This is a genomic window from Paenibacillus amylolyticus (genome assembly GCF_047302515.1).
Taxonomy (GTDB): domain Bacteria; phylum Bacillota; class Bacilli; order Paenibacillales; family Paenibacillaceae; genus Paenibacillus; species Paenibacillus amylolyticus_G.
In genome coordinates, this window is the sequence record NZ_CP168019.1 from 3,588,032 (window position 1) to 3,610,392 (window position 22,361).

A 22,361-nucleotide genomic window follows, 5' to 3' on the forward strand; every position below is an offset into this window, starting at 1 on the left:
CCGTTCCATTGAACGGAAGCCTTCTTCATACATATGAAGTGTTATGTCAGTCCACTTGCGCAGCAGACACCTTGCCAAGATCATACTTTTCTTCCGACTGGGCGGTAATGAACGGACTCGGTGTGCCCACGCAGTAAACGTGCAGCAGATGCATCGCTCGTGTGCAAGCCGTATAGAACAACTTGCGTTCATGCTCCTGAGCATACTGCTCTGCAGAGCCGTCATAGATCAGGACAGCATCGAATTCCACACCTTTGGCCAGATACGCCGGGATCACATGAACACCCTGCTCAAAAGCCAGCGTCGTTTTCTTGATTAACTTCGGTGCTGTGGGCAGCGCCTTACTCAATGCAGCATGTACGTCTCTGCTCTCTTCGGCGGTTTTGCAGATAATTGCAACCGATTCGTACCCTTCCTTAATCAAGTGCTTGAGGTCTGTCGTGATGACATTCATATGACGCTCTGAATCAGAAGAAACGATCACTTTAGGTTTCTCACCGCTGCGGTTAAATGGAATAATCTCTTCCCCACCAGGCACCATACCACGGGTAAACTCTACAATCTCCCGGGTAGATCGATAACTTCTGGTCAGCTCAATGACTTCCGTGTTGTCTGGACCGTACAGGTTAGTCAAAGGTCCTGTCCCGCTAAGTACTGAAGAGTGGGCATAGATTGCCTGATTAAAGTCACCAAGTGCTGTTATTTTCGCCCGTGGGAACAATCTCTTCATAAATGCCAACTGAAACGCGGAATAATCCTGGGCTTCATCAATGATAACATGGCGAATATTGGAGTTAATATGGAATCCAAGCATAAGCTCACGCAAGTACAAGTATGGCGTAATATCTTCATATGCCAACTCCTGAAGCTTCAATCTGCGTAAAGTCATCTTACAGATTTCATCCCATTGAGCAGGCAGCACTTCGTCACCCAGCAATCGCTCCATCTGAGCCTGATCGTTGAATAGATGTGCATATAATTGTCTTATATCAACGAATCGTAAGGACTTAATCCATTTTCGCAACGGTTTGAGTCGGTCACTGACCACCATACGTGCCAGAATCCCTCTTTCCTGCTCGAAGTCATTAAACGTATGGGTCTTTCCTTTTTGCTTGCGCTTCAGCCGTTGATACGCACGTTGCAGATCCTCCGGCTCCATCAGATCAAGCTGCTGATCAACCCAAGGCGCATCCAGTTCACCTTTACCAAAGGCAGACAGTTCTTTCAGCATCCAGTCCCGTAACATCTCCAGTCGACTCACCAGCTTGACGGATGACTCGAAACTGTAGAATTTCTCAGCCATAGCCTCTGACGTGACAATCGCTCGGCCCTGGAAGCGAACCGGCTTGAATTTCATGCCACCTGACAACATACTTTCCTTATAACGTGTAATCACCTTGAGGAAAGTTTCGGACGACTTGAACCGAATGCTGGACATGCGAACATCGTAATCGGGATCTTCCGTCCCCGTAAGTACATATTCAAGCTGAATAAACGGATCTTCCAGTTGATATTCACGACCCAAACGGCGCTCCAGATACTCCTGGAAGGTCGTTTGCAACATGTTTTCCTCCCCAAGCTCAGGCAGTACCGTGGAGACATAACTGTTGAACATTGGATTCGGTGAAAAAAGAACCATCTGATCCGCTTGCAGATGCTCGCGGTATTTATAGAGAAGATATGCCACACGCTGGAGCGCCGCCGATGTTTTGCCACTGCCGGCTGCGCCTTGCACAATGAGCATACGTGTCCGGTCATTACGGATAATCCGGTTTTGCTCCTTCTGAATGGTCGCTACAATACTCTTCATCTGTGCATCCGAAGTTCGACTGAGCACGGCCTGCAACAACTCATCACCAATCGTAACCCCTGTGTCAAACATAAACCGGATACGACCATCCCGAATGACAAACTGTCGCTTCATCTCGATATCACCGCTGATCTCCCCACTGGGTGTATGATACGTGATTGGACCCGGTGCTCCGTCATAATACAGGTTGGAGATTGGCGCACGCCAGTCGTAGACCAGAAAAGATTCTTCCTTCTCATCCAGCAACGATGCAATACCCAGATAAATGCGTTCTGCATTTGGATACCCATCTTCCTTGAAATCAATGCGCCCAAAATACGGTGAATGATGCAGTCGTTTCATTTTATCCAACGCAGCTGCTGTATTTAGATGACTGCGCTCCCGATCGGACAATACCTGTGACTGCTGCCGCATGCTGGTTGAAGTCTCCCCAACATCATCCGCTTCGCTAAAGTTCATCGTGACTTCGTCCCAGAAGTCTTTTCTCATGCCAACCACTTCGTCACGGAAGGAACCAACTTCATCTTCCAGCGTTGTGATCTTGCGTTCAATCTGATCGGTCACGGTGTTGACCCGTTGTTGTTCCTCATTCCATTGCTGATCTGTACTCATATGTTAATAGCCCCTCTTTCCCCGGATTGTGTCCCCAAAATCCCATTTGACAAGCCCGAAAAGGCAATGGTATAATTATTAGAAAGTAAACATTTAAATTATATGTTAATTAGTTCTAATTTTCTGAAAACCATTTTTTATTGTACCAGTGACAACGTCCCGATGCAAGCGGAGGCGTTTTTTTGTTGTTTTCTTCTTCATTATTACCCAATCACCGGGTCCTCAACTGACTTAGCTACTCCTGCCTACTTTCGTAATTCTTCAATTGTCTCTTTCCAGCGTGTAATTGCTCCAAGTTCATCTTTTAATTGAAAGGTTATTCCTGAAGTGATCTCCGCATATGGCGCGTGATCCACACGTACATGGAGCACTTGTGCTTCAAAACGATCTCTCGGATGAACAGCCCCCTTCATCTCAGGCAGCCGTTCTACTTCTATACGGATATGCAGCAATCGATGTCCTTGAACCGCAATCAAGGTAGCCTTGCCTGTTTTGCTCATGTTCATACTGGTCTGTGTACCTTGCCATAGAGCCAGTCTAAGCTGATGCGGATTTATCGCAATCACTTCCCCCATACTAATCATCGCCTGATGCGGCCAATGATCCTTAGATACAGTTAGCAGTTGCATGGCTTCATGCTGTTTATGCTCCAGATTTGTCCCACTCAACCATTCCATTAGTTCAGCGTCCAATTCCTCTATAATCATGTCCCTATCCCTCAGTTCGTTAATATTCATTCATGCCCTTCAGCCATATGTATGACAAAACAACCCGGACACGATTGTCCGGGCTATGTTGTAACTACATTGTATATGATCGCCAAGCAGGTGCGCAATTCGCACTTAGAGAGGTTATTCAAAAAGTCTACTTTTGATTACGAATCATGCCTAAGGCCACTTAAGCCAATTCAAAATTTTGTCCTGTGATTCTTTGTCTTCACTGGCGCTATGCACATGTTCGGCAAGTCGATTCAAACGTTCCAACTGATATCCGTAATCATAAATCGCAGCAGCCACGATGGACAATCGTAACATCCCTTCCTTGTCGATATCAAACTGGGTGATCGCCTGCTCCATGAAACGGTCATTATCCAATACAAACTGTGCGGCCTCTTCGCCGTTCGGTTTCAGCTTATCCTCGAATTTGAGCAATGCATGCTCATGGAATTTGATAACCAGTTCCAGATGGGAGTCAAAAAACTGATCCATGGCCGTTGTCCGCGGTGCCTGGAAATAGTGGCGTTCCACCGAATCCAGCACCTCATACCCTTTTTGCAGACTCAGCAGCATCTGTTTGTAGACCACCATCTGCCGGGTTTCGCTGAATGTTGAACGTTTCATCTTTTTCTGTTCCTCTTCGAACAAGTTATACTTGTCAGACAAAGACTTAATGGAACCGCCCAGGTTGCTTTTCTCCTCCCGGAATACAACTTCCTTGATCTCATCCGAGATCGAAGTTCGCAGAAGCAACGACATACCGCTGAATACACTATGGATTTGCTTCACGAACTGTACCTTCGGTTTCGGAGGAAATACGGTAATGTTGATGAGAAACGCCGATACAATACCAACCAGTGTCAACAGAAAACGATTGAGTGCAAAATGCCAGTCACCCGAGGCTTCCATAATGGATACAACCGTGACCAGTGTCAGGCCAACCGTTTCACCCATATTCAATTTAAGACAGATCATGATGACAAGTACAATAATTAATCCAACGGCGATTGGCTCATTGGACAACACCATGCCTCCCACCAGGGCCACAATAGCTCCGAGTGTGGTCGTTTGCAATTGATCCAGGAAGTATTTCCAGGAACGATAGATGGAAGGCTGCATGGCGAATATAGCCGCGATTGCGGCAGGCACGGGAGATTGCGGGTTCAAGAACAGGCTGCTTAGGTACAAGGCAAGCGTGACCGCGATCCCCGTCTTAAGTACACGTGCACCAAACGACATGGTGGTGACCCCTCCTCTTTACCGAACCTGAAATTTCACATTTGATAATCATGTTCATTATTACCCCATATTTCTTTTTTTGCCTGAATTCATTCAGGAGAACGATTTATTGTACCATGTAAGGTCTTCCGTTGCCATGTCATAAGTCAGAGGTATTATGAAATTGATTTCTTTATGTATGTTAATACACATTATTAACCCAAAAAGAAGCAAATCTTCAAAATGGATTTTCGCCACTTCAAAGATTCGCCTCTGTAACTAATTATACCTCTTTGGAATAATCATGCTTATTATGCCTGCCTAACGGTCCGTGCCCTCCCATTCCCTTTTGAACTGGTCCACAAACTGCACCATATAATCATGACGCTGCTCCGCCAGCTCCTTGCCATAGGAGGTATTCATCAGGTCCTTGAGCTTGAACAACTTCTCGTAAAAGTGATTTATCGTTGTGCTGCGCCCATTGCGATATTCCTCACGGGTCATCTGCTCCCGTGGGGGAAGGGACGGATCGTACATCTCGCGCCCTCTGGCGCCTGAAAAGGCAAAGGTTCGCGCGATCCCAATCGCACCCAATGCATCCAGTCGATCCGCATCCTGTACAACCTGTGCTTCAAGCGAGCTGACCGCAGGACGCTGTCCTCCCGCATATGAGATGGTGCTAATAATACCCACAACCTTATTACGTATATCCGGGTCAAGAGGCTGGGTATCCAGCCAGTCATTCAGTTTGGCCATCCCGGCTTCCAAGCTCTCATTCAGCTTCTCATCCGGTACATCATGTAATAATGCAGCCAGTTCGCAGACAAATGGATCTGCACCCATACGGTGAGCGAGTTCAACCGCAAGTGCGGTTACCCGTTCAATGTGCGGCCAGTCATGACCATCACTATGCTTGGATGAGTCCCCTTGAACAAAGGATCGGGCGGCGCGCAAAACAGCCTCTCCTGCCGTTATTCCATCTATATTATGCATGTGCCCTAATTCTTGCAGATTCCCACCAGGTTGAAGAGGGTTCTCTGACATCTTACGATTCCCCGCCTTCACGGGCCTGTTCACGAGGAATACGTCGAGCTACACCCGTCTTAACAGCTGCTTCAATCACGCGACTGCGCATCGATTTGACCACTTTATCATTGAACACACTCGGAATAATGTAATAACGTGTACGCTCTTCGTCCGTAATGGCAGAAGCAATCGCTTGAGCGGCTGCCAGCTTCATTTCTTCATTAATTTCGGTGGCTCGGCAATCCAGTACTGCCCTGAAGATGCCCGGGAAACATAACACATTGTTGATCTGATTCGGATAATCGGATCGTCCTGTTGCCATTACAGCCACAATGTCTTCCACCAAGGCAGGCATAATCTCAGGCACCGGGTTTGCCATTGCAAACACGATTGGATCTTCTGCCATGGTCTGTACATCTTCGCGAGTTAACAGATTCCCGCGGGATAGGCCAATGAACACATCGGCTCCACGAATGACATCACGCAGCGAACCAGTCTCCAGTTCGGGATTAGTACGAGCTGCATAATCACTCCAGACTTCATTCTCATAGGTTTGTGTTCGTACAATTGCACCCTCACGATCGACACCTATAAGCCGGCTGGCTCCCGCGGACAATAATATATTGCTGCATGCTACACCTGCTGCACCGATGCCACAGACCACAATCTTCACATCTTCAATGGACTTGCCCACCAGTTTGAGCGCATTGATCAGGCCAGCATATAACACAACCGCTGTGCCATGCTGGTCATCATGAAATACAGGAATGTCCAATTCCTCATTCAGACGACGTTCAATTTCAAAACAACGCGGTGACGAGATATCCTCCAGATTAATGCCGCCAAAACCAGGTGATATCGCTTTCACAGTACGTATGATTTCCTCGGTATCCTGTGTGTCCAGGCAGATTGGGAAAGCATCCACACCAGCAAACTGTTTGAATAACATCGCTTTACCTTCCATGACAGGCATCGCTGCACGGGGACCAATGTTGCCCAGTCCAAGTACCGCACTGCCATCAGATACGACGGCCACTGTATTCCGTTTAATTGTCAATGAGAAGGCTTTGCCGGGTTCTTCTGAAATGGCTGAACATACACGAGCCACATCCGGAGTATACACACGTGACAGATCTTCCCGGTTTTGAATCGGGGTCTTTGGTGTTACTTCAATCTTACCGCCCAGATGAAGCAGGAACGTCCGATCCGATACATTAATAATGGACACACCTTTAAGCTGGCGCACCCCTTCTATAATTTTACTGTTATCTTGTGCATCTGTAACGGCGACCGTCAAGTCGCGCACGCTTACATCCTGATTGGTGGAAATCACGTCGATGGCAATGATGTCTCCCCCAGCTTCCGAGATGGCCGAAGCCACTTCGCCAAACTTGATATCCTTAGTTGTCATTTCCAGTCGAATAATAATGCTGTTACCATCCAGATTTCTTTGATTCATTTCCATTCCTCCCAGACTGACAGTCTTGAGTTACATGTTACGTGTTTGTCTTCGCTACGCGGACACGTTTATCCTTTATCTTGTCCAGAAAAAGTAGTTCAACAGCCAAATGCATAAATTAAAAAAGATGCCCTGAACACCAATGCAGGCGTTCAGGGCACTCTTTTCTTAATACTAACTTCATTTATTTAGTAGCATATAAAATCTATATTATTTCCGGGCAGCCGGTCTGCGCAGAACACAAATGTCATATGGCTTCAAGCTGAGACTTGCTTCCACAGCATCACCACTGAGCAGATCGGTATAGGACTGTCCATCTAGTTCAACCAGCTTCTCATCTGGCGTGTAGTTCTGTACAAACACATAATCAGCTGTACCATCTGTACGCGTATGTGCCGTTGTTCCGGCAGGCAGCTCGGTTTCAAGTCCACGCTCAATGTTCAGGTCAGCGATTAGTTTCGCATAGAAATCATCATAGAATGGTGCTTTCAGACGTGTCGCTACATAATATGCTTTTCCTGAACCCAACTGGTTAACCGTCAATGCCGGACGTCCGGCATAGAAGTCAGAACGGTACGTAGCCAGGGACTTCGCGCCTTCCAGATGAATCAGATCACACAGTTCAATTGCATCATACGCTGTATTGAGCTGAAGCTCATTGCCCTTCTCCGGGATGATTCCGTTCATATCACGATCATGCAGTCCGTCAATTTCCTCGGACCAGATGCCAAGTGTCTTACGCAGCGGGCCTGGGAATCCACCCAGGAAACACAGATCGTTTTCGTTAACAATTCCAGACCAGTAAGTTGCTACAAACGTACCACCTTGTTCTACAAACTTCTCAATGCGCTCCCCGACACCTTCACGCACCAGATAGAGCATTGGCGCAATCAGCAACTTATACTTGGACAGATCTGCATCCATATCAATAACGTCTACAGCGACTCCCTTTTTCCAAAACGCTTCATAATGCTCTTCCACCGTCTGCTCATACTTCACACCGATATTACGCGGACCCTGGGAATCATTAACGGCCCAGCGGTTTTCCCAATCAAATATGATTGCAACTTCTGCTGGAACCGCTGTTCCTACAATAGCTTCCATGCCTTCAAGAGCCGTTCCTACGTCGGTGACATCTTGGAACACTCGAGTGTGTTCCGTTCCTACGTGGTCTACCACCGCACCATGAAGTTTCTCACTGGACCCACGGCTTTTTCTCCACTGGAAGTACTGAACACTATCGGAACCGTGTGCCACAGCCTGGAGAGAAGAGAGCAAATGCATGCCAGGTTTTTTCAGTTTGCTGACATCTTGCCAATTCGTTGAACTTGGAGTACTCTCCATCAGCAAGAACGGCTGACCACCTTTGATAGAACGAACGATATCATGCATCATTGCGATCCGGGATGCCTGTTTCGCGTCGTCATCTGCATCATGCCAAGTCGGATAACTGTCCCAAGAGAGGAAATCCAGAATATCGGCGAACTTCCAATAGTTCAGACCACCATAGAATTCCATCAGGTTTGTTGTGACTGGCAGATCAGGATTCTGAGCTTTCAATGGTTTTGTTTCATGCACGATAAAATCAGCTGTCTGATCCGTAACGAAACGGCGCCAATCCAGATTCATCGCGTGTACCTGTGTCTCACCGTGTGGAGCCGGAGATTCCACTTGACTCCAGTCTGTAACCGTATGGCTCCAGAATGTGGTCCACCACGAATGATTCAGTTCATCGAGTGTTTTATACTTCTTCTGAACCCAACCACGGAATGCTTCCTGACAATAATCACAATGACAGTCTCCGCCGAACTCGTTCGAGATATGCCAGCCGATTACAGCCGGATGATCCGAATAACGTTCTGCCAGTTTTGTGTTGATCGCAGTAACCTTCTCACGGTATACCGGGGAAGTATAACAATGGTTGTGACGGAAACCATGCAGATTGCGGACACGCTTCTCGGATACGCGGAGCACTTCCGGGTACTTCGCGGACATCCAAGCAGGTCTAGCACCACTTGGTGTAGCGAGGAATGCATAGATGCCGTTTGCTGCAAAACGATCCAAAACCTGATCCAGCCATTCAAACGTGTATACGCCCTCTTCCGGCTCAAGGGATACCCACGAGAAGATACCAATGGACATCACGTTACACTTGGCAAGCTTCATCAAGCGAATATCTTCTTCCAGAACTTCAGGATAGCGGAGCCATTGCTCCGGGTTATAGTCTGCGCCATGCAACATGTGCGGGGCTTTGGAACTTACAGGTGGAAATTTGTATGTCATAAGGACAACTCCCTTGCATTAATTAATTACTGTTTTTTAGTTTATATACGATAACAACGACTTCACAGAACGATACGTATTACGCTAGATTACACGTATGTCACGACATCTGATTCTTCTGCAGTAGCAAGTGCTGTAAACGATTCCAACTTGCGACCTTTAAAATCAAACATGGTGAGGTTTCCCCAGTTATTCGGATGACCGACGGACCATTCTTCTTTACTTGGTATCCAGGCAGGTTCCCAATAATAGAATCCGTGACCCAAACCACCAGGAACTTCGCGAATAATCTGCAATAGATCCTTCAGATATTTGGTCTGTCCCTCTACACTTGCAGGGTATCCTGGTAACAACATATCTTCCTGATTCAAAATCCATTCAATGCCTTCCGGCTGCTCCAGCGTCCATGGATAAGCGGTTTCAACTACATTGATAGGTTTGCCATAACGCTCAGCCAGATCATGAAGATTGTCACGTAACGCATCAAGTGTGCCATGCCACCAAGGGTAATACGAAAGACCAATGATATCAAACTCCACACCCAGTGCTTCAAAGCGATCGTAAAACTTGCGGCTCTCGGCGTTATCTCCACCACGATCAATATGTATCATAATCTGAATATCCGCGTCAACGGATTTGACCGCAGCAATTCCGTACTTCACAAGGCCAGCAAAACGCTCCCACTGTTCATCCGTATCATGCTCTTCTCCACCTACACGTCCCTCATTCCATAACATACCTGGTGTAATCTCGTTGCCCACCTGCACCATGTCTGGAAGCGCATCGTGTTCCTTCAACGTTCTCAGAACGTCAGCCGTATACATGCATACCGCACGTTGAAGCTCTTCATAGGACAGATGCTCCCATGCTTTCGGCTTCCATTGATTGGCTGGATCAGCCCAGCGATCAGAATAATGGAAATCAAGCAAAAATTTCAAGCCCTGTTCCTTGATCCGTTTGGCTATCTCCACCGTCCGCTCCAGATTGCAGAATCCACCAACAGGATCATTCCAGATTCGAAGTCGTATTGCGTTAGCGTCATTAATCTTCAGGATGGACAGCAAGTTTTGTTCCTTGCCATCCACATCACTATAACTCCCGCCATGCTGTTCGATTTCATCCATAAAGGACACATCCATTCCCAGAATGAATGTTTTTTCCGTCAAGTTGCTCACTGTATCAACCTCCATTAATTTGGGGTACAGGCTCAGCCTTTAACTGAGCCCAACGTCATACCTTTAACAAAGAAACGTTGCAGGAAAGGATACACAATCAAGATTGGTGCACTTCCGATGAAGATTTGAGCTGCCCTTACCGTGGTTTGAGAGAGAGCTTCCATTTCTTTTGGATTCATGCTCATGCTACTCATATCACGTCCAATAATGACCGTTTGCATAAATGTAGCAAGTGGGTAATCCTTGGCGTTATTCATGTAAAGCAATCCATCAAACCAGGAATTCCAGTGGAACACCATACTGAACAATGCAATTGTTGCAATGGACGGCATCGAAATGGGAAGGAAGATCCTGAACAATGTTCTGAAATGGTTAGCTCCATCCATCAGCGCCGCTTCCTCCAGCTCTTTTGGAATACCGCGGAAGAAGTTCAGCATCAGAATGACAAGGAATGTGTTAACTGCTCCTGGGAGTACCAGTACCCAGAAGGAATCCATCAACCCGATCTTCTGGATAACCATGTAGAACGGCACCAGTCCCCCGTTGAAAATCATACTGAATACAAAAATCCAGGAGTAGATCGTTCTGCCTTTGAATTCACTATTCTCTTTGGACAACGGATACGCCGCCAGGAACGTAATCAGCAAGGTAATAGCTGTACCAATCACTGTACGTAGAAGTGAAATCCAGAGCGAGTTCAAGAAAATTGGATTGTTCATCGTCTTTTTGTAAGCCTCAAGTGAAAAACCTACGGGCCAGAGATTGACCAGATTGGCGTCGGCAGCAGCCTTTGTACTAAAGGATACTGCCAGGACATGAACCATCGGTATGATACACATAATGGCGATCAAAATCAGAAAGCAGGTATTGACTATATTAAACACGCGATAAGGCAATGATTTATGATACATCGTGGTCCCTTCTTTCTCTGTTCATTCGTTTAGAATATGCGATATCCAGCGTATTTTTTGGCTAAGCTGTACGATACAAGAATCAAGATCATACTAATGACCGATTTGAATAATCCGATCGCGGTTGCAAAGCCCATCTCACCATTCTGCATTGCGGAACGATATACGAATGTATCAATGATGTCACCCGTTTGATATACGAGCGGGTTATACAAGTTGAATATCTGGTCAAATCCGGCATTCAGTACGTTACCAAGCGCCAGTGTTCCTACAACCATCAGCATCGGCACAAGCGAAGGGATTGTAATGTGCAGTGTCTGTTTCCAGCGTCCTGCTCCGTCAATTTCCGCTGCTTCGTACAAAGCTGGATTAATTCCGGCAAGGGCAGCCAGAAAGACAATCATGTTATAGCCAAATTCTTTCCACACATCTGTCAGAATGACCGTAGATCGGAACCAACTGTTGTCTCCCAGGAAGAAATATGGCCCGAGTCCGAAGGTTCCCAGCACCCGGTTAACCAAGCCGCCTGTTGACAACAGATCTATCAAAATCCCGCCCAGAATGACCCAGGACAAGAAGTGAGGTAAATAGACAAGTGTTTGAATCGTTCGCTGTATAGCCATCTTGCGAACCTCATTCAAAAGAATGGCAAAAACAAATGGAACAAATAAATTGAAAATCAGTTTAAGTACAGCAATAATTAATGTGTTCCAGATGACCTGTAAGCTGTCTTCACGTTCAAACAGATATCTAAAGTTGTCCAGTCCAACCCATTCAGAACCGCTAATCCCAAGCCATGGCTTGTAGTTCTGGAATGCCATAACGATCCCGCCCATGGGCACATAACTGAAGATGATCAGAAAGATAATGGCTGGCAACAGCATAACGTGGAATGGCCAAGTGCGTTTCAAAGTTCTCATGATTGCTCCCCCTGTATTTCTTCCTACTCAAGTACTCCCTGAGTGGCTTATAATGCGATTATATCAACCTTTTACGGGGTCCAAACAGCACATAAAAGCAATATAAATGGCACAAATTCAACCACTTTGCCTTAGCTTGAATAAACAAAAAAAGCGCCCAGACGTTAGTCGTCTGAGCGCTGCATGTAACTATTTTTTCACACTGTCATACCATTCGTTAACCTCTTGCGTAATTTGGTCACCGCCACCCGATTTCCACGTTTGTACAAAGGTGTCAAACGCATCAACCGGATTTTTGCCATAGATAATTTCGTTAAATGCTTGATTCTCGATTTTGTTCAGATAGTCAAGCTTGGATTTCATCGTCTGTGTTGTCGGACCTGTGAACATGTTTTTAAAGGAAATTTCTTCTTGGCTAAGCAAGACTTTCGCTGCTGCTGGAGTCTCTTTACCGTAGTTGACAGCAACATCTTTTTCAAGCTTGGTTTCAGGCTCTTTGCCATTGGCCAAATTCATCAGAGCTTTCATCTGTGCATCTGGAATACGAGCACCGTCACGAACAAGCAAATAACGTACAACGTTCACGTATCCGCCTTCGATCTCGTCAATCGGCATTTGTTTTCCATCTGCATCCAATTGATAGTCATAGCCTGCAAACAGACCGTTGTCATACTGGCTACCCGGAGCCGGGTCAGCATAATTGTCGAACAGGTAGTTCTGATACGTAAAGAATGCTTCTGGGTGCGCCATATCTTTTTTGATCAACGTAACACCATTAACGAACTGTGTTCCGTGGCGCATCGCTTTTCCTTCAGGACCGGTAGGAATTTCAATCGGTTTCCATACCGCACTCGGTACATTTTTCACTGTATCGAGAAGTGGCCATCCACTCATCCAGTAAGGTCCTGGAATAATACCGGCAGTGCCTGCAACTGCTGGCTCTGCTGTTTTGTTCTCATCCCATAGAGCTGCTTCCTGCGGGATATATCCTTTTTTGAGCCATTCGCTCAATTTGGTCAAACCTTGTTTCATACCCGGATTGATGGAGCCATACTCCAACTTGCCGTCTTCCCCCAGATTCCATTGGAACGGCAATGTTCCATATGCTCCGAAGATCCAAGATGGGTCTCCCATCCATGTATTCATGGAAGTTTTGAAACCAATGCTGAGCGGAGTGACTTTATCAGGAGCCAAGCCGTCAGGGTTATTGTTTTTGAATGCTTCCATCACTGCTTCCAGTTCGTCGATGGTTTTTGGTGCCTTCATGTTCAGCTTATCCAGCCAATCCTGACGAATCCACAATAGATAATCATTGTTGTAGGCATAATCCAGAACAGGGATACCCATTCTTTTGCCATCACGACTATATTGGTTCCATACGTTTGGATCTTGTTCAATTGCTTTTTTCCATGTATCGGAAGCATACTTATCGAACAGTGGCCCTACTTCTTGATACATTCCAGAATCAATCAGATCCTGAGCAAGCAGATTATCACCCACGTTTACAATATCAGGCATTTCCTGTCCTGATGACATGGCAAGACGAAGCTTGGTTGCAAATGCTCCGTTTGTGTCTGTTACTGACCACAACGATTTGATTTCAATTCCGAATTGATCTTTGGCCCACTTGGTTGCCACGTTATTTTCCATGGATTCGCCATTTTTAAATTTCAGCTCTGGATCTATTCCCCATGCTGTTGTAATGGTTACTTCCGGATCATACTTTTCTTTGTATTCGTTTTGGGTTCCAGATGTACTTGGTGTTGCACTATCTCCGCCCCCACTGCCTCCTGAACATCCTGCAAGAACGACAGTTAGACTCAGCGTTGTAGCGAGAAGCGTCAAGAATCTCTTTTTCGTTGATTGCGCTCTCATGTTGTTCCCCCTTAAATCGTTTTGGTTACCCTTTCATTATAGGCTGACCAGGCCTTTGAGCCTATGATACGAAATCAAGATTTCTGCACCTTTGCCAACCTATATTCTGGAATGTTGTTGTAATTATGCCTGATCCCGAAATTCATTTGGTGTCATACCATAATGTTTTTTGAACATTTTGCTGAAATATTGCGGATTTTGATAGCCAAGTTCACTCGTAATCTCGTATATTTTTTTGTTGCTATTCTTAAGCAGATATAGAGCACGTTCCATGCGCATACGAATCATGTAGTCCCCAAGACCTTCCCCTGTCTCTGCCTTGTAAATTTTCGATAGATATACGGGGTGTAAATATACCTTGTCCGCAATCAACTTCACTGACAGATCCTGTCCTGTATCTCTTGTCACCAACTCCTGAACCTGCTTGATCACATGTCTGCGGCTCTGCACACCTTCCTGATCGGACAACTCTTCCTGAAGCTTCGCCAGCATTTCGGTTGCCCAGCGCCGCAGCTTCTCGGGGGACTGAATCAACTGGTGAGCAAGGAGCAGATCGAATCCCGCATGATCAATCTCATGCACCAGATGCCCCTGTTTATGGGCGATATACATAAATGCATTAGTTACCGACAGATACATCTCATACACATGTTCTCTGGACAATCGTACCTGTTCTGCCGCGTCAAAGACCGTGTTCAGCTTACGCGCTGCCGCTTCCCATTGCTTGGTCTCAAGCAATTGCGGAAGTACAGGTGGTTTGTACAGCTCTTCGAGCGCCTGCGTTGCATCATTCTCCGGTCTTTTGCTGAGTGCCTGATCCATGTCCATATATATAATCTGGTGTTCTTCCGGTCCTGAAAGGACAAGCGAACCCAGACTTTTTCGATAAGCTGCTGTCAACTCGTTAAAGGGAAATGACGGTGTAACTACCATGGACAGATCTCCCTGTAAATATCGAATGACATGCTCACGGAAAGTTTCAGCTGAGATTCTCAGCGTCTCCAAGTCCATCTGCGGAGCTTCGATCTGATCTTGATTCTGCAAGAACATAACCAGACACTCATGGGGTCCGCGACCAAACCACACGTTAAATTGCTCTCCGAGTACTTCCTCTGCAATATTACCTACCGCAAAATCCATCAGATCCAGAGACTGCTGGTCCATTGATGAGAAGCGTCCTGTAAGGCGAATCAGCATCATTACAGCCGATTGTTCCGGATCAATATGAATCTCATATTGTTGCAGTTGTTCCCGAAGTGCCCGCGCCGTGATCTCACGCCCCAGCAGCAGATCATGCATAAGATTTTCCCGCAAAATTTTATAGTCAGACTTCCGACTGTATAAAAGCCGGTGATATTTATCGAATTCATCCCACTCATCGCGAAGAGACGTGATAGCTGCCGACACCGATCCCATAAACTCATCATCGTTTACGGGTTTCAGGATATAATCCGCTGCCTGCAATTGAATGGCTTTTTTAGCATAATCAAAATCACTGTGACCCGTTAGTAAAATACAGCGGATATGAGACCAGCGCTTGCTTACCTCTGATATGAGATCCAGTCCTGACATGCCAGGCATGCGAATATCGGTAACTACGATGTCTACTGCATTTTCCTCCATAATCTCCAACGCTTCCTTACCAGATGCGGCACGCAGCACGGTCGTTACTCCAAGCTCTCCCCAGGGGATCGTAAGTTCCAGACTTTCTGTTACGTATGTCTCATCATCTACCAGTAATATATCAATCAAGTGATTCACTCCCTATTTCGTTCATTCTGCAAATGGATTCCATCGTTCATTATGCGCTACACATTCCAAGTGCTTATCCTTCATTCTCCAGAAGAAACTCCTGCTCGGCAGGCCATGACAGCGTAACGCGTAATCCACCAAGTTCCGATTCCGTTACATCCAGTCCTGCCTGCTCCCCATATCGAAGCTGGAGTCTCTGATTCACATTCCACAGGCCACAGCCCATCTCCTGATCCATCGTTCCCCTGAGCTTATTCAGAAGCGCCTCACGTGCCTCCTGCGTCATGCCTTGCCCATCATCTTCAACCACAAGAACCATGACACCGCCCTGTTTTTCCCCGGATACTCTTATTTCTCCGGCCTCCGCGTCCGCTTCGATACCGTGAATCACCGCATTCTCCACTAGTGGTTGCACGATGAGTGGCGGTACCTCCTGTCTTAACATCTCATCAGACAGATCAATCTTGTAATGAATGCGGTCCATACGCATCCGTTGGATCTCCAGATAACAGCTGACAAATTCAATCTCTTCTGTCAACGGTACCACGTCCCGCTCCTGTCTTGTTGTATACCGATAATATCGCGATAGATTATGCGACATCGCTACAACAGCGTCCATACGCTTGAGTTTCGCCATACTCGTAATGAAGGAGAAACAATTATAGAAAAAGTGCGGGTTAATCTGCGATTGCAGCTGCTTCAAGCGAGCTTCACGTACATGAATCTGTTCCAGGTAAACGTGTTCAAATAACTGCTGGATCTGCTCCACCATCAAGTTGAAACGTTCAGACAGGAAACTGAATTCATTGCGGCCCTTTGGCTTAATCCTCACTGAATAATCTTCCTGCTTCAATCGCTGGAACCCACGAATGAGTTGTTTCACTGGCACCTGCACCTGTACATAGAACAAGTACGCCACACCAAAACTCATCAGCAACAAACAAATCATGGAAGAATAGAACAGCATATTGGATTGGTGAATGGGCTTCAGAATATCTGACAGGGGCATGTAGTCCACCAAATACCAGCCTGTTGTACTGGATTTCACCGTGTTGACCATGTAAGGCTCGTTCCCGATCACTACTGTACGATTATCAACGTCCTGAAGTTTATGGATGGACAGTTCTTCCATCAACTGATTCGTTAATGAACGATCTGAAGTCCGGTTATAGATAACCCCCGATTCTTCACGGAAATAGAAGGGGTCATGCCTGCCATCGTCTTTGAATTTGTCGAGCATATCCCGAATGTTGTCACTATCAAACTCCAGTTTAATAATCGTTTCTGCATTATTAGCAGGATCTTTAATACCGTATGGAGATACAGTAATCCAGCTAAACATGAACCGATCATCTTCTCCATCCTGAATTTTGCGTACATCCCAGCCGGAAATGATATTTTCCCTTAGCGCTTCTTTATCGTAAGAACGTGCGTCCCTTTCGGAAACCACCCTGCCCAGCGAAGGAGAATACAGATATAATTTCGTGGCCCAATTGGATGAGCTTTCCTGAATACTCAGCTTATTCTGAATACGTTTGACCAGGTTGATTGCATCCAGATCAAAGTAGTTACTGTCCGCATAGATTCGCCGGAAGCTGCCAATATCAGGATCATGTATGAGCAGATTGGGCCATGAGGATAACAGTTCGATGTGTGTGTTCACTTGATTTTGGAAAAATTCAAGCTGATTACTATTCGATCGATTCAACTCATCTCTGAGAACAGCTGTTGTTTTGTGATTGGAGTACCAGTACAAAAGCACTACAGGAATCAGCATAATCAGAATAAGAATGACCATTTTGGAAAACAGGTTTGTCCGATATGACATCTTTTCATCTCACCTTGTCTTAATTTGTCGTGACATTAATTGTAATGATGTAAGCGCTAAAGACAAACTTTTTTTTGAGACAAACCGATTCATTATCTAGCGTAAGCGTTACCAATTCAAGGGGGAAGGAGATAAAACCAATATTTCTGCACTAAATGCAACTTCCACGCACAAAAAGAGCCAGCGATTAGCCAGCTCTCTATCTAATTTCAGTATATATCTTTAATCGTTCTATTCAACTCAAACTTTATTCCACTTCTGTTTATGTAATTATTCTTTTTTTCTATAAAAATATCAACTATGGAATATCATAATCAAATACCGTATTCGCTCCATCCACGCCTACATCCAGCACAATATCCATAAGTTTCCCATTGACGAACAGTGGGGATTCCGCTTTCCCGTAAAACTCCAACTTGCCTGTAAACGTTCCATGACGTTTAATCTCAACATGTACGGGCCTTAATTGGACAGACTGCAAGGCTTCCAATAGTGGATCGTCCTTAAACTTATAACTGCGTGCGAGATCAGGCAATAACACGGCGGATACGGAATCTCTGCCGTAATTTTTGAGTGTCAGGTCACAGGTTGCTCGGGTCTCACCCGTTTTCAGCACGTTAAAGGTACAAGAGCTTGCATTCTGTACATAGGATACCGCATTAATGCCTGAAGCTCCCCACTTGGCTACATACATGAATTTATCCGTCATGTACGAGTAACTGAGAACGATAGCGATAACTACGATCCATAACCCCTTTGCAAGACCGGGGAATGATTTTCCAATCTCTTTGCGAGTAAGGTAGAATCCACACGCGAATATCCCCAATCCGAGGAAAAGTGTGATATGAACTCCACTCAAGTAAGATGTAGTATACGGTGATATACCTATTGCTGACAGCATGGTATCTCCAACAGAAAAACCAAGATGATGGTTACATGTAAAGATAATAGCAAATAGCAATAAAGCCCCTGAGAACACAAGTCTGGTTCTCGACACACGAACACCCCCTAATCAACCACCTTATTATATCATATTTTTCCTATTTATGATTAACAATCCAAATCAAAAAACAACAATAAAAAGAACGTCTTCGGTTGTTCACCGAAAACGTCCTCCATTTTCACCGCTGACAAGAGCTTGTAGTAACACAGGTCTCTCTGTCATGGCTGACGATCATTTATTGCTTAGACAAGAATGCATCAAGTTGTTCCTGTTTGGCTGCAATAATTTTATCGATTCCCGCTGCTTTCAATTTCTCCAGATATTTCGGAATCATCTCATTTGGATCAACGGCGCCCGATGTCATACCCGGCTTGAACTGTTTGTTCACGTTGTTGACCGCCGCAATTTCATTTTTGACAGATTGGCTGTTGAACGTAAAGCCCAGTGCTGGCGACTTCACACCTTTGGCGTTAAACTCTTTGAACTTCTCCCATTTCTGTGGATCTTCATTATCCCAGAGGAAGTTCAGGAATTGGTTACCCAGTTGCCATTGTGCACCTGGATTGTAGGTACGACTGTTGGCATCTACGCCATCAGGGAGAGCAATGATATTATCCTGTCCGTCTTTTTTCACATAATGTGTACCTTCAATTCCGAAGTTCAGCAAGTTGTTAATTTCCTTGTCGGAATGCAACAGGTTAATGACCTGCATCGCTTTCTCCGGTTGCTCGGAGGAACGGGAGATTGCGAGCATCGCTCCAGATGCATCACCCGTCGTGATTGTTGGCTGTGTCATCTCAATCTGAGTGAGTGGGAAACCCACATACCCTTCTTCTTCTTTATCCTTGCCTGGCTTCATGCCATCTGTCCAGAGAAACGCTTTTCCAGCCTTCGCCTGGTCTTTCGGGAACACATTGGACGTAGCAGCATCACTGTTGATATATCCCGCTTGATACCACTTGCGAGCGAGTTCAGCCGCTTCTTTGAATTCTGGGGTCTCCACTTCATTCAGCACCGTTGTTCCGCCTGCTGTTTTGGAGATGACTCCAGGTACGGAAGCATCACCGAGATAATCCCAATCCAGATTCTCCAACAGCCCGTTACCGTTGGTATTGGACATATAGAATGGTGTGATGGCTGGCTCGTTTTCCTTGATTGTTTTGAGCAGAGGCTCCAGATCAGCCCAAGTTTTTACAGCTGTCAGGTCCAGCTTATACTTGTCAGCCAGATCTTTACGTACCAACACACCACGTGTGGCAGCGAGTTCCTTATTCGTAGGAACGCCGTAATTCACGCCGTCCACCTGGGAACCTTCCAGAAAGGCAGGGTCCAGGTTTTTCTTAATATCCTGACCATGTGCATCAAGCAGATCATTCAAGGGCAAGAATGCGCCTTTAGCTACATTCACCGTGTAGTTCTGCCAAGCTGCTGTGAATATAATGTCTGATTTTTCACCTGAGGAAATCATGAGATTCAGCTTGTTATCCCACTGTCCCCAGTCAATTGCATTGATCTTAAGCGTGGCTCCGATCTTTGGTTCCATCTTTTTGTTAATCTCGGCTTCCACCAGAGCGACATCCTTCTGTGGTGTCCCTGGGTAGAACAGTGTCACTTCATAGGGTTTGCCCCCAGCTTCACTTGCTCCTCCCCCTTCTGCGCCAGGTGTTGTTGTTCCACCCTTGTCTGATGAGCAAGCTGCCAGCACCAGGCTCAGCGCCATAACCGTTGCCATCATGCGTGACCATACCTTTAATGATCTAACCAATTGAACCCCTCCTGTCATGTGTTGAACCATTCAACCGAATTCCCCAATTCACAAATAAACCGATAACTACTTCTGTATATGCCCTTTCAGTCCATCTTCATTTACCTTGCCCACTCCGCTAACCGGTTCAGAGTTATCCCTTCACAGCGCCAACCGTAAGACCTTTGATGAAATAACGCTGGAAGAACGGATATGCCAGTACAATTGGACCAATACCGACTACAGCCATCGCCATTTGCAGAGTTTTGTTAGGCAGATTCAGCAATCCACCCTGCGACGAAATCTGTGAAGAGACGTTGGAGTTGGTTGTTAAATATTGAATATCGAGCAGCGTCCGGTACATAAGGTACTGAAGGCTGATCGTCCGGTTATCTGATATAAAAATCATGCTAAGGTACCAGTCATTCCAGTAATTCAATGTACTGAACAACGCAACGGTTGCCATTACGGGAAGAGAGAGCGGAAGCACGATACGTGCAAACGTTCTCAATTCTCCCGCACCATCAATCCGAGCCGATTCCAGAATAGACACCGGAATGGAGTTCGCGAAGAATGTACGCATGACCAGTACAAAGAATGGGGATAGCAGTAGCGGCATAATGAGTGCCAGTAGGGAGTTTTTCAGATCCAATACGTTGACATAGACCAGGTACCAAGGTACCAGACCCCCATTGAACAACATCGTAAAGAAGATGAAAAAGGCGAACCAGCCCCGGTAAGGCAGATCTCTCCGTGAGAGCGGATACGCATACAATGCGGTCAGCGCAACACTTGTAATGGTACCTACAACGGTAACGATAAAGGATATACCATACGAGTGAATGATCTGATCCATATCTCTGAACAGAAACTCATAAGCCGTCAGGCTGAATTTCTCTGGAATAAGCTTATATCCATTGGCAATTACTGTTGTCTCGTCCGAAAATGAGATGGCGAAGACAAGCAGGATCGGCACGATACAGGCAATGGCATAGAATAGAAACATCGCATGAATAACGGATGCGGAACGCTTCGATACGGCTAGTGGATCACGTGATTTCACAGCTGACTTGCCTCCTCTCAAAATAATGCATTATCTTTATCTATTCGCCTTACGATGGTATTGGATACAAGAACCAGCACAAATCCAACGATTGCTTGGTATAGACCGGCTGCTGATGACATCCCTATATCTCCACCGATAAGGAACGTACGATATACGTAGGTATCCAGTACATTCGTTACAGGGAACAGCGCTCCCGATTCCAATGGAACCTGATAGAACAGACTGAAGTCTGCATAGAAAATACGACCAATTTGCAATAACGTCATAATGACGATTAATGGGACGAGAAACGGAATGGTGATGAAACGTATCTGATGCCATTTGGTTGCGCCATCGAGCACAGCTGCTTCATAATATTCTTCATCGATACCCACGACAGCTGCCAGATAAATGACGGCATAATATCCAATATTTTTCCATGTGTTCACCAGTGGCAAAATATACGGCCAATACTTCGGCTCTGAATACCAGTCGATCGGCTGACCGCCGAACATCTGCAGAACCGTTGAGTTCATGAAGCCTGAATCCTTGCCCAGGAAAGCCAGTACCAGATAACTGACCACAATCATGGACAAGAAATACGGTAATAACATAAGTGATTGATATAACTTGGACATTGCCTTGTTCTTCACTTCATTGAGCAGAATAGCAAGCCCGACACCTACTAAGAGATTCAGTGCAATGAACACCGTGTTATACGCGAGTGTATTTCGGGTAATTTCCCATGCATCACTGGTTGAGAACAAATATTTAAAATTGTCCCATCCACTCCATGGGCTACCCCAAATACCATCAGCATAGTTTACATTTTTGAATGCGATCAGAACGCCGAACATCGGCATATAGTTGTTCACCAGTAGAAACAGGACACCTGGCAAGAACATGAGATACAGCACCTTGAATTTGCCAAGATTGTGCCACACAGACTTGCGCTTTCGGACTGTTTCTCCCGGTATTTCCGATATCCGTACTCCCTTACCCGCCTGGGGTTGTGTCTTCATAACTTGTTCTCCCTCACTCCTC

16 protein-coding genes are annotated in these 22,361 nt (G+C 45.8%); all 16 read right to left on the bottom strand.

The window, feature by feature from the left end; genetic code table 11:
- Positions 1–46: 46 nt before the first annotated feature.
- Positions 47–2,422, bottom strand: a complete 2,376-nt coding sequence (gene helD / locus ACDJ59_RS15350) for an RNA polymerase recycling motor HelD (RefSeq protein WP_413403956.1) — start codon at positions 2,420–2,422, stop codon at positions 47–49.
- Positions 2,423–2,667: 245 nt separating this feature from the next.
- Complete coding sequence (locus ACDJ59_RS15355; protein WP_413403958.1) at positions 2,668–3,099, bottom strand: pyridoxamine 5'-phosphate oxidase family protein; 432 nt, start codon at positions 3,097–3,099, stop codon at positions 2,668–2,670.
- 210 nt (positions 3,100–3,309) lie between these two features.
- The gene (locus tag ACDJ59_RS15360) at positions 3,310–4,377 is read right to left on the bottom strand and encodes an FUSC family protein (RefSeq protein ID WP_413403960.1); all 1,068 of its coding nucleotides are present in this window, start codon (positions 4,375–4,377) and stop codon (positions 3,310–3,312) included.
- Positions 4,378–4,677: 300 nt separating this feature from the next.
- Positions 4,678–5,400, bottom strand: coding sequence for an HD domain-containing protein (locus tag ACDJ59_RS15365; RefSeq protein WP_083656915.1), 723 nt, complete (start codon positions 5,398–5,400; stop codon positions 4,678–4,680).
- Position 5,401: 1 nt separating this feature from the next.
- The gene (locus ACDJ59_RS15370) at positions 5,402–6,841 is read right to left on the bottom strand and encodes an NAD-dependent malic enzyme (protein WP_339300573.1); all 1,440 of its coding nucleotides are present in this window, start codon (positions 6,839–6,841) and stop codon (positions 5,402–5,404) included.
- Positions 6,842–7,051: 210 nt separating this feature from the next.
- Positions 7,052–9,124 (bottom strand): beta-galactosidase, encoded by a 2,073-nt coding sequence (locus ACDJ59_RS15375; protein WP_413403963.1) that lies wholly within the window; start codon positions 9,122–9,124, stop codon positions 7,052–7,054.
- Positions 9,125–9,213: 89 nt separating this feature from the next.
- Entirely contained in the window at positions 9,214–10,299 is a 1,086-nt protein-coding gene (locus tag ACDJ59_RS15380) for an arabinogalactan endo-beta-1,4-galactanase (RefSeq protein ID WP_413403965.1), read from the bottom strand.
- 32 nt (positions 10,300–10,331) lie between these two features.
- Entirely contained in the window at positions 10,332–11,210 is an 879-nt protein-coding gene (locus ACDJ59_RS15385) for a carbohydrate ABC transporter permease (RefSeq protein WP_017689296.1), read from the bottom strand.
- A gap of 29 nt (positions 11,211–11,239) precedes the next feature.
- Positions 11,240–12,130, bottom strand: coding sequence for an ABC transporter permease (locus ACDJ59_RS15390; protein WP_076326911.1), 891 nt, complete (start codon positions 12,128–12,130; stop codon positions 11,240–11,242).
- A gap of 189 nt (positions 12,131–12,319) precedes the next feature.
- On the bottom strand, positions 12,320–14,005 hold the full coding sequence (locus ACDJ59_RS15395; RefSeq protein ID WP_413403968.1) for a sugar ABC transporter: 1,686 nt from the start codon (positions 14,003–14,005) through the stop codon (positions 12,320–12,322).
- 123 nt (positions 14,006–14,128) lie between these two features.
- Entirely contained in the window at positions 14,129–15,757 is a 1,629-nt protein-coding gene (locus tag ACDJ59_RS15400; RefSeq protein WP_413403970.1) for a response regulator transcription factor, read from the bottom strand.
- A 73-nt stretch (positions 15,758–15,830) separates the two neighbouring features.
- Entirely contained in the window at positions 15,831–17,585 is a 1,755-nt protein-coding gene (locus tag ACDJ59_RS15405; RefSeq protein ID WP_036609555.1) for a sensor histidine kinase, read from the bottom strand.
- Positions 17,586–17,883: 298 nt separating this feature from the next.
- Complete coding sequence (locus tag ACDJ59_RS15410) at positions 17,884–18,582, bottom strand: hypothetical protein (RefSeq protein ID WP_413403973.1); 699 nt, start codon at positions 18,580–18,582, stop codon at positions 17,884–17,886.
- 181 nt (positions 18,583–18,763) lie between these two features.
- Entirely contained in the window at positions 18,764–20,293 is a 1,530-nt protein-coding gene (locus tag ACDJ59_RS15415) for an ABC transporter substrate-binding protein (RefSeq protein WP_413403975.1), read from the bottom strand.
- A gap of 133 nt (positions 20,294–20,426) precedes the next feature.
- Positions 20,427–21,335, bottom strand: a complete 909-nt coding sequence (locus ACDJ59_RS15420; RefSeq protein ID WP_017689303.1) for a carbohydrate ABC transporter permease — start codon at positions 21,333–21,335, stop codon at positions 20,427–20,429.
- A 17-nt stretch (positions 21,336–21,352) separates the two neighbouring features.
- Positions 21,353–22,339, bottom strand: a complete 987-nt coding sequence (locus tag ACDJ59_RS15425; protein ID WP_036670214.1) for an ABC transporter permease — start codon at positions 22,337–22,339, stop codon at positions 21,353–21,355.
- Positions 22,340–22,361: the final 22 nt, after the last annotated feature.

Bases quoted from the DNA above. Each gene is read 5' to 3' on its own strand.
- helD (WP_413403956.1), bottom strand. From the start codon at position 2,422: ATGAGTACAGATCAGCAATGGAATGAGGAACAACAACGGGTCAACACC.
- ACDJ59_RS15355 (WP_413403958.1), bottom strand. From the start codon at position 3,099: ATGGAATGGTTGAGTGGGACAAATCTGGAGCATAAACAGCATGAAGCC.
- ACDJ59_RS15360 (WP_413403960.1), bottom strand. From the start codon at position 4,377: ATGTCGTTTGGTGCACGTGTACTTAAGACGGGGATCGCGGTCACGCTT.
- ACDJ59_RS15365 (WP_083656915.1), bottom strand. From the start codon at position 5,400: ATGTCAGAGAACCCTCTTCAACCTGGTGGGAATCTGCAAGAATTAGGG.
- ACDJ59_RS15370 (WP_339300573.1), bottom strand. From the start codon at position 6,841: ATGAATCAAAGAAATCTGGATGGTAACAGCATTATTATTCGACTGGAA.
- ACDJ59_RS15375 (WP_413403963.1), bottom strand. From the start codon at position 9,124: ATGACATACAAATTTCCACCTGTAAGTTCCAAAGCCCCGCACATGTTG.
- ACDJ59_RS15385 (WP_017689296.1), bottom strand. From the start codon at position 11,210: ATGTATCATAAATCATTGCCTTATCGCGTGTTTAATATAGTCAATACC.
- ACDJ59_RS15390 (WP_076326911.1), bottom strand. From the start codon at position 12,130: ATGAGAACTTTGAAACGCACTTGGCCATTCCACGTTATGCTGTTGCCA.
- ACDJ59_RS15395 (WP_413403968.1), bottom strand. From the start codon at position 14,005: ATGAGAGCGCAATCAACGAAAAAGAGATTCTTGACGCTTCTCGCTACA.
- ACDJ59_RS15405 (WP_036609555.1), bottom strand. From the start codon at position 17,585: ATGTCATATCGGACAAACCTGTTTTCCAAAATGGTCATTCTTATTCTG.
- ACDJ59_RS15425 (WP_036670214.1), bottom strand. From the start codon at position 22,339: ATGAAGACACAACCCCAGGCGGGTAAGGGAGTACGGATATCGGAAATA.